This is a genomic window from Aminobacter sp. P4_H6_2 (genome assembly GCF_056400805.1).
Genome location: NZ_JBFUKO010000301.1, coordinates 1 through 6,675 on the forward strand (window position 1 = coordinate 1; position 6,675 = coordinate 6,675).

Annotated in this window: 7 protein-coding genes; 2 read left to right on the plus strand and 5 right to left on the minus strand. The window is 60.0% G+C overall.

From position 1 onward, the window contains the following. The coding region (locus AC1DUU_RS19730; protein WP_476785094.1) for a FadR/GntR family transcriptional regulator at positions 1 to 688 on the minus strand (688 nt) is incomplete at its 3' end. A 111-nt stretch (positions 689 to 799) separates the two neighbouring features. Next, positions 800 to 1,696, minus strand: a complete 897-nt coding sequence (locus AC1DUU_RS19735) for an NAD-dependent epimerase/dehydratase family protein (RefSeq protein WP_476785095.1) — start codon at positions 1,694 to 1,696, stop codon at positions 800 to 802. A 68-nt stretch (positions 1,697 to 1,764) separates the two neighbouring features. On the opposite strand from AC1DUU_RS19735, the gene AC1DUU_RS19740 reads away from it, so the two are divergent. Next, complete coding sequence (locus AC1DUU_RS19740) at positions 1,765 to 2,721, plus strand: NAD(P)-dependent oxidoreductase (RefSeq protein ID WP_476785099.1); 957 nt, start codon at positions 1,765 to 1,767, stop codon at positions 2,719 to 2,721. A 23-nt stretch (positions 2,722 to 2,744) separates the two neighbouring features. Here the strand turns inward: AC1DUU_RS19740 and AC1DUU_RS19745 are convergent, their stop codons facing one another. From AC1DUU_RS19745 to AC1DUU_RS19755, 3 genes are all read right to left on the minus strand, one after another. Continuing rightward, positions 2,745 to 3,512, minus strand: a complete 768-nt coding sequence (locus tag AC1DUU_RS19745) for a FadR/GntR family transcriptional regulator (protein ID WP_476785096.1) — start codon at positions 3,510 to 3,512, stop codon at positions 2,745 to 2,747. 153 nt (positions 3,513 to 3,665) lie between these two features. Further along, positions 3,666 to 4,652, minus strand: a complete 987-nt coding sequence (locus tag AC1DUU_RS19750; protein WP_476785097.1) for a substrate-binding domain-containing protein — start codon at positions 4,650 to 4,652, stop codon at positions 3,666 to 3,668. Positions 4,653 to 4,701: 49 nt separating this feature from the next. Continuing rightward, positions 4,702 to 5,682 carry an NAD-dependent epimerase/dehydratase family protein gene (locus AC1DUU_RS19755; protein ID WP_476785098.1) on the minus strand — a complete coding sequence of 327 codons (981 nt, stop codon included), beginning with the start codon at positions 5,680 to 5,682 and terminating at the stop codon, positions 4,702 to 4,704. A gap of 242 nt (positions 5,683 to 5,924) precedes the next feature. On the opposite strand from AC1DUU_RS19755, the gene AC1DUU_RS19760 reads away from it, so the two are divergent. Further along, complete coding sequence (locus AC1DUU_RS19760; RefSeq protein WP_476785100.1) at positions 5,925 to 6,668, plus strand: ATP-binding cassette domain-containing protein; 744 nt, start codon at positions 5,925 to 5,927, stop codon at positions 6,666 to 6,668. Positions 6,669 to 6,675: the final 7 nt, after the last annotated feature.

The window sequence follows — 6,675 nt, forward strand, 5'->3', positions numbered from 1 at the left end:
TCTCGATGTTTTCATGCAGCTTTTGCGCGCGCTGGAGACTGCTATCCTCGCGGGTCACGTGAACAAACAGATGATTCAGCGCGGATTCGATCAGCACGCCGAGGGGGACCAGCAGGTCGTTGCCCGAAGCGCGCAGGATCGCGACGTGAAATCGCGTGTCGGCTTCCGTCCGCTGCTGCAGCGAGGTGGCATTAGCCATATCGTGCAGCGCCTGACTTATCTCCGCCATCTGCTCATCGGTCCGGCGCTCGGCTGCTAGTGCCGTTGCTTCAGGTTCGATGATATGGCGGAACTCTTGCACAGTCCTGAGAAAGCCTTCGCGGTCAGGCGAGGCAGCGTACCAGCTCAGGACGTCGCGATCGAGCAAGTTCCAATGCTCTTTGGGCTCCACCCAGCTTCCAATCTTGGGGCGAGAGGCAAGCAGGCTCTTGGCCATCAGCATCTTGATGGCCTCGCGCACCGCCGAGCGGCTGACATCGAAGATCTCGGTCCACTTGGCCTCGTTCGGCAGGATCGTTCCCGGCGGGTAATCGCCGCGCACGATCCTGAGGCCGATCTCGCTGGCCAATGAGGCATGCACACTCGATCCTGAGATGCGGGTGGCATTCGCCCGGCGGCTCGTRGGCGGCTTGTCCTCTACGGACAGGGCGGGCTGGCTTGAGATTTCCTTGGATTTCTGCTCCGGCATGCTTCCTCGTCGTTCCTGCTTTTATTCTATCCGCCGGTAGCATGCGCGACTGGCGCCGCCATTCACTCAATGCCAGTCCCGGCTGCGAAAGCTGTCAAGCTTCGCCGTCTATCAACCTTGTGGCACATATTTCCGCCAGCCATGCTGGCTGCGGAAACCGAGAACATCCTTGACCTTGCGGTTGGACAGCAGTGTCTCGAACTCGCCAAGTTCGTGCTTCAGCGGCACGCCAGGATAGAACCGGTCTATCAACTCCTTCGTCGGCAGGTCGGACGAGGTGTCGTCGTTCGCCGCGTTGAAGACCTGATAGCCGAGGCCGTCCTTCTTGACCGCGAGATCGGTGATCTGCCCGAGGTCGCGGGCATCGATGTAGCTCCAGGCAATCCGCTTGCGGAAACCTGGATCGGCGAACCATTTTGGAAACAGCTCGTATTCATGCGGCTCGATGACATTGCCGATGCGCAAGGCATAGATGTCGAAACCGCTGCGCAGCGCAAAGGCGCGCGCTGTCTTTTCATTGACGACCTTGGACAGGGCGTAACTGTCCATCGGATCGACGTCGTATTCCTCATCAAGCGGAAAATACTGCGGGCTTCGCGGCTCATTGGCGAAGACAAGACCATAGGTGGTTTCGCTCGACGCGATGACGATCTTGCGGATGCCGAGTTTCACCGCCGCCTCGATCACGTTGTAGGTGCCGAGCGCGTTGATGCGGAATAGCTCGTTATCTGGCGTGAGCATGATGCGGGGGATGGCGGCGAAATGCACGACGGCGTCGACCGGCTGCGGCCGCAGCGACGGGTCGAACTCGTGGAGCCCCATATAGCTCGATAGCGCGTTGAAGACCTGGCCGCTGTCGGTGATGTCGGTGATCAGCGTCCGCACCTTCGGATTGTCGAGCGGTTTGGTGTCGAGATTGAGAACCTGATGCCCCTGCTCCACAAGGTACTGCACGACATGCCGTCCGGCCTTGCCACTGCCGCCCGTGAACATGATCCGCTTCGACATTTTGTCCTCCACATTCTGCCAGATCGGTAGATATTGTCAGACAATATCATCGGTTACGACAGAGCTGAATTCAACACGCGAACAGATGGGTACGGAAAATGGCAACCAGCACCAACGCAGGCGAGCAAATCGGCTTCATCGGCCTCGGCTTCATGGGCCATGGCATTGCCAAGAACATCGTCGACAAAGGCTATCCGCTGACCTTTCTAGGCCGCAAGAACCGCGGCCCGGCTGAAGACATGATCGCTCGCGGCGCTATCGAGGTCTCGACTGCTGCAGAGGTTGCCGCCCGCTCGACCGTCATTTTCATCTGCGTCACAGGTTCACGCCAGGTCGAGGAGGTCATTCGCGGCGCAGAGGGTCTCAAGGAGGCTCTGAAGGCGGGCTCGGTGGTTGTCGATTGTTCGACTTCCGATCCCGTTTCGACGATGGCGCTGGCGGCCGAGCTTGCCGCTCTCGATGTCACATTGGTCGACGCGCCGTTGAGCCGCACGCCGAAGGAGGCGTGGGAGGGTACGCTGGACACGATGGTCGGAGCTTCCGATGCGATGTTTGCCAGGCTGAAACCGGTGCTCGACACCTGGGCTGGGCGCGTCGTGCATGTCGGCCAAACTGCTGATGGCCACCGCATGAAGCTCCTGAACAATTTCCTGTCGCTCGGCTATGCCGCACTCTACTCCGAGGCGCTGGCGCTGGCTGGCAAGGTTGGTATCTCGCCCGCCCGTTTCGACAGCGTTATCCGTAACGGCCGCATGGATTGCGGTTTCTACCAGACCTTCATGCGCTGGACGCTGGAAGGCGATCGTGATGCCCACAAATTCTCGCTCGCCAATGCGGTCAAGGATCTGACCTATCTGGAATCGATGGCGGATTCCGCTGGAATGGCGAATCCGCTGGGCAATGCCGCCAAGAATTCATTCGCAGGTGCCGTCGCCGCCGGCGGGGCCGAACTTTATGTGCCGATGCTGGCGACGCACATCGGGCGCATCAACGGCGTCGACCTGACGCCACCTGAAAATATCTGATTCAACCCAGGTCGCGGCCGCGCCTACCTTCCCGAACGGGCGATCACTTCGTCGGTATTGGCCAGCAGCTTGTGCACCGCGTTGCGCGCAGCCTTGGGGCGCCGCAGCCGGATGTTCCTCTCGATCGCCTCATGCAGGCTTTGGGCGCGTTCATCCTGGATCTCTTGCGTGACGAAGGTAAAGAGGTGATTGAGCGCGGATTCGATCAGCACGCCAAGCGGCACCAGCAGGTCGTTGCCAGATGCACGCAGTATGGCAAGGTGGAAGCGAGTGTCGGCCAGAGTACGTTCCTGCAGCGATGTTGCCTGGCCCATTTCCCGGCAGCTCAGGCTGATTTCTCCCATCTGCGCTTCGCTGTGGCGTGCGGCAGCGAACGCGGCTGCTTCGGGCTCGATGATGTGGCGGAACTCTTGCACCGTGCGCAGAAAGGCCTCGCGGTCAGGTGAGGCGGCGTACCAACTCAGTACATCACGATCGAGCAGGTTCCAGCGATCCTTCGGTTCGACCCAGCTGCCGACCTTGGGGCGCGAAGCTAGCAGGCTCTTTGCCATCAGCATCTTGATCGCCTCGCGCACCGCCGAGCGGCTGACATCGAAGGTTTCCGACCATTTTGCCTCGTTGGGCAGGATGGTTCCTGGTGGATAGTCGCCGCGAACGATCCTGAGACCGATCTCGCTGGCAAGCCAGGCATGCACGCTCGACCCGCTCATGCGCACAGCGTTGGGCCGCCGCATCGCAGGCGGGCGGTCGACGACCGGCTCCCGGGTTCTTTTTGATTTTCCGTCCGGCATTAGACCGAGTTGATCTCGTCTGGATCAGTTCCGTTTCCAATGTGCGCAACAGGCAATTGTGCGCGCGGGATCCGAGCGGCACTGCACATATCCGCATTGGCTTGCTGGAGCGCCCGGGTGCCGAGCGCTCCAGCTGGCGATCCTACTTCTGGCCTACTTCTGGATGCAGGTGTCGACCGTATCCTTCGTGCATTCGTCGAGGCCGGTGAAGACCGGATCTTCAACCTTCTTGCCTTCGATCAGGTCGATCATAACCGATGGTGCCTTGTAGCCCATCTCGAAGGGCCTCTGGCCGACGAGTGCGGTAACCAAGCCTTCCCTCGCGATCGCCACTTCGTCGCCGATCGTGTCCGCAGCGCCGATGACGAAGTCGTTGCTGGCGATCTTGGCGGCCAATGGCTTGAACAGGTCGCGATAGGGTTGTGGTGCGCCGAACAGCGGCCATCCGCCCATAATGCCGAAGGCATCGAGGTCGGGATTGGCGGCGAGGATATCGGTCATCGCCTGGACGCCCTTGGCGCCATCATCATTGGTGAACACAGGGCAGCCGGCTACTTCGGTCCAGCCGCCCTCACCCTTCAACTCGGTCAAGCCTTTCTTGCCGGTCAGCGTGTCGCGCATGCCTTGGGCGYGGCGCAAGATGTTGTCCGCCCCCGGATTGCCCTCGATGGTGCAGATCTTGCCGCCATTGGGCTTGGCTTTCTTGATGTATTCGCCGATGCGCGCGCCCATCAGGTAATTGTCGGTGCCGAGATAGGTCTTGCGCAATGCCGCGTCCTCTGCGGCCAAGTCAGCGTCCAGCGTCATGACAGGAACAGTTGGGTTCGCGGTCTTGATGGTCTGGGCGATCAACTTGGCGTTCGAAGGCGAAATTGCGATCGCAACGGTGTCGGCTTTGCCCAGCATGTCCTGGACGATCTGCGCTTCGCCGGCTTCGTCCGAGGTCGATGCCGGGCCGGTGTAGAAGCACTCGTATTCCGAGCTAGCGTTTTCCTTGTTCCACTTCTGGCAACCTTGGTTGATCGCTTCGAAGAACGGGTTGTCGAGGCCTTTGACGACGATGACGAGTTGCTTCTTGGCGAGCGCGTTTCCAGCGCTGAGTGCCAGGACTGCTGCTGCAAGCAATAATGCCTTCCTCATTGTTTCCTCCCTTTTGAACAAACGGGCACATCGTGCCCGCCACGCGAAATCAACCCGGATACCAGACGATGCGAGGGTCATTCTCCGAACGCTCGTATTGCCAGGCCGAGTCGATGAGTAATTCCAGGTCGTATTTTGGTAGCCAGCCGAGCAGGTGCTTGGCCTTGGCATTGTCCATCCAGTTCGAGTGATACTGGCTTGCTATGTCGATCGATCCGAGACCGCGCGTTCGGGCGAGGTAGGCTGCGACCTCGCCATAGTCGATGGGGCGATCCATGCAGATGTTGAAGAGTTGCCCCATGGCGCCCGGATGATCGATAGCCGCCAGGATGGCTGAAACCAGATCGTCGACATGCACGAAATTGCGCTTGAGTGGTCGCCCGTCGGCGTCCCGCAACAATGGCACTGTGTTTTCCTGGGCATAGCGCTTGGCGTCGAATTCCGGCACCAGCGTCTTCCAGTCTGGACCTCCGAATACGTTGTCGCCGAAGGATAGAGTAAATCTGAAGTCGTCCTTTTCCATGATCCACGGAGCTCGGAGACAGCACCAGTTGATGCCGTACTGAATGCCGGCCTGTTCCAGCATGACCTCTTCCAGAACCTTGGACAGCGCGTAGCTGCCTGGATAGGCCTGATGCGGTGCTGCTTCGGTGAGCGGCCCGTCGTTGCGGTAGTAGAAATGGCCAATCGCCGCGTCGCCGCCGATGAGAATGAACTGGCGGGCGGTTGAGCTTGCCCGAAACTCTTCGAGCAGCCAGAACAATCCCTTGACCGCCACGTCCATGACGTCCGCCGGCGTTTCCTTGCAGGTGGCGAGGTGAACGACGTGGGTGATGCCGGCAAGGGCTTTGGCCACGATGTCGCGATCGGCGATCGAGCCGCGGAACACCTCGACGCGGTCGGTTTCGTCGTACAGGCGGTTGTGACAAAGCGCGCGGATGCGGGTGTTGGAAAATCGCGGATCGTCAAGCAGCCCTGCGATGAAGTGGCGACCGACCTTGCCCGTGGCACCGGTGACAAGGATCAGCATGCTCATCCTCCCACGCTTAGCTAATATCCAGTCGGCGCAGCCGTCAACGTCTATTTGTCAGACAAAACAGATTTTTGTCACATCAGGTGTCGAATTCGTCTGACAATTGATTGACGCTGTCGCGGCGTTTTGCGTAAATGCAGAACTTCGCATTTCCTTGGGAGGATGCCGGGAGATCGAAGTCGCCCGCCCTGCCTAAGACAGTACGGGACGTCAGCGAGGGTGTTTCGGGAGGCTAGAGGCTGGTGGCAGTTCTCGAACTCGCCAACATTTCCAAGCATTTCGGCGCCATCCAGGCGGTCAACGACGTTTCGTTCTCGCTCGAGGCGGGACAGGTCGTCGGCCTGATGGGCGACAACGGCGCCGGCAAGTCAACCTTGGTCAAGATGATCGCCGGCAACTTTCGGCCGAGCCATGGCACCATGCGCCTGGACGGGGCCGAACTGATCATGCATCGCCCGATAGAAGCGCGGCAGCATGGCATCGAGATCGTCCACCAGGACCTGGCGCTGTGCAACAATCTGACTGCGGCGGGGAATGTCTTCCTTGGGCGCGAGCTACGCCGCGGATTCGGACCGCTGCGCATCCTCGACTACAAGGCGATGTACAAGCGAGCCGGCGAGATTTTCAGGGAACTGAAGTCGGAAACCCGGCCGCGCGACCTCGTTCGGCAGATGTCGGGGGGGCAGCGGCAGGCGGTGGCCATTGCCCGCACCATGCTTTCCGAGGCCAAGATCGTGCTGATGGACGAGCCGACGGCGGCGATTTCAGTCCGCCAGGTGGCCGAAGTCCTGAACCTTATCCGTCAGTTACGCGATCGCGGCATAGCGGTGGTGCTGATCAGTCACCGTATGCCTGACGTGTTATCGGTGGCGGATCGGGTCATCGTGATGCGGCGTGTCAGGAAGGTTGCAGACAAGCAGATTACGGCGAGTTCGCCTGAGGAAGTGAAGGGTCTTTTCACCGGAGCCATCGAACATGTTTAATCATTTG